This is a genomic window from Arthrobacter sp. JCM 19049 (assembly GCF_001310435.1).
This window is the reverse complement of the sequence record NZ_BAXF01000480.1, coordinates 1-1,627: the sequence shown is the minus strand read 5'-3', so window position 1 is coordinate 1,627 and position 1,627 is coordinate 1. Positions and strand designations below refer to the sequence as shown.

Here is a 1,627-nt window from a genome sequence, read left to right as displayed (position 1 = left end):
GGACCGGCTGGTGGCCGCCCCCGGGCCGGGGCGTGACCAATGGCTGCGCCGCTTCGCCGGGGGTGAGCTGGTGGGCAACTGCTGGACGGAGGTTGGCGCAGTGACGGTCGGGGACGTGATCACCAAGGTCACCCCGGACGGCCACGGGGGTTTTCGCATCAACGGCACCAAGTACTATTCGACCGGTTCGATCTTCGCGGACTGGCTGGACACCTACGCCGAGCGCACCGACACGGGCCAACGCGTCATCGCCGCGGTGCGGGCGGATCAGGCGGGGATCGCCCTGGCCGATGACTGGGACGGCTTTGGCCAGCGCACCACCGGCACCGGGACCTCGACCTTCACCGACGCGGTGGTCCACGAGGAGGACCTGATCGACTTCGACACCAGGTTCCGCTACCAGACGGCCTTCTACCAGCAGGTGCTGCTGGTGGTGCTGGCCGGCAGCGCCCGCGCGGCCGAACGCGACTTTGCCGCCGAACTGAAGCAGCGCAAACGCACCTTCAGTCATGCGGCCGCGAACCTTGCCAGCCAGAATCCGCAGCTGCTGCAGGTGATCGGTGAGGTTTCCTCCGCCGCCTATGTGGCCACCGCCGCGGTGCAGCGGGTCTCCCGGGCCCTGCAGGAGGCCCATGACACGGCGGTGGGGCTGCACGCGGGCACGGTTACTGAGGCCGAGGACCTGGCGGCCAATGACGCCGCCGAGCTGGCCTCCGCGCAGGCGCAGGTGACCCTCACGCCCCTGACGCTGAACGCGATCACCCACGCCTTTGACGCGCTGGCGGCCTCGGCGACCAGTGTTTCGAAGAACCTTGACCGGCACTGGCGCAATGCGCGGACCGCCGGGAACCACAATCCGTGGGTGTTCAAGGCCCGGCTGATTGGAGACTTGGCGGTCAACGGAACGCAGCTGCCGCGGGTCTGGGCGATTGGCGCATCGAAGTAGACCGCGCCGGCTTTGGACAGGGGGTTCCCGCCCGGGCAGCCCGCACCTGTTCTCTTGCGGTGTGATGCGGCGTACAGTGAATTGACAGGCTCAAGCGATTCGAGTGATCGAGGAGATGATCAGTCATGAGCGCCTACGCTATGCCTGTCAGATACAGGATGCCGTTCAATTTCGCCCAGGTCATCATCGCCGCGTTTGGTGCGGCAGTGTTGTGCGGGTTCGTGTTTTCGTCAGCGAGGCCGCTGGCGCGTCCATGAGGTTCTCGGGCGGGCTGTTCCAGAACCTGGACTTCATCCATATCCTGCGGTTCACCGCCCCGCCGATCCTGATCCTGGGGCTGTTGACCTTCGTCATCGGCCGGGCCGCACCCCGCTTCTGCCGCATTGCGCAGTGGCTGGGCGTGGCGGTCGCGGTGGTGTCCATCATCGTCCCGATCCTCTTTGCCGAAGATGTGCTCAGCGGGATCGCGTTGGCGCTGATGCACCTGATCGTGGGTGCCTCCTGGTACCTGGCGGTGAACTACTCCAACAAGAAGTACAACGACAAGGAGGCCGCCCAGGCCCTGGTGCCGGCCACGGCCAGCCACTACGGGGCCACCCGGCGTTAGCCCTTGAATACGGCCCAGGCATGGTGCTGCGGATTGCAGCGCCATGCTGGGGTGTGTTTGCGGACCGGGCCCGA

Annotated in this window: 2 protein-coding genes; both read left to right on the top strand. The window is 66.6% G+C overall.

All coding sequences use genetic code 11. The features are described 5' to 3' along the window. Window positions 1-946: monooxygenase (locus tag JCM19049_RS13600; protein WP_054821854.1), on the top strand; the 946-nt coding region annotated here is incomplete at its 5' end. A 253-nt stretch (window positions 947-1,199) separates the two neighbouring features. Continuing rightward, the gene (locus JCM19049_RS13595; RefSeq protein ID WP_054821853.1) at window positions 1,200-1,553 is read left to right on the top strand and encodes a DUF6069 family protein; all 354 of its coding nucleotides are present in this window, start codon (window positions 1,200-1,202) and stop codon (window positions 1,551-1,553) included. Window positions 1,554-1,627 lie beyond the last annotated feature (74 nt).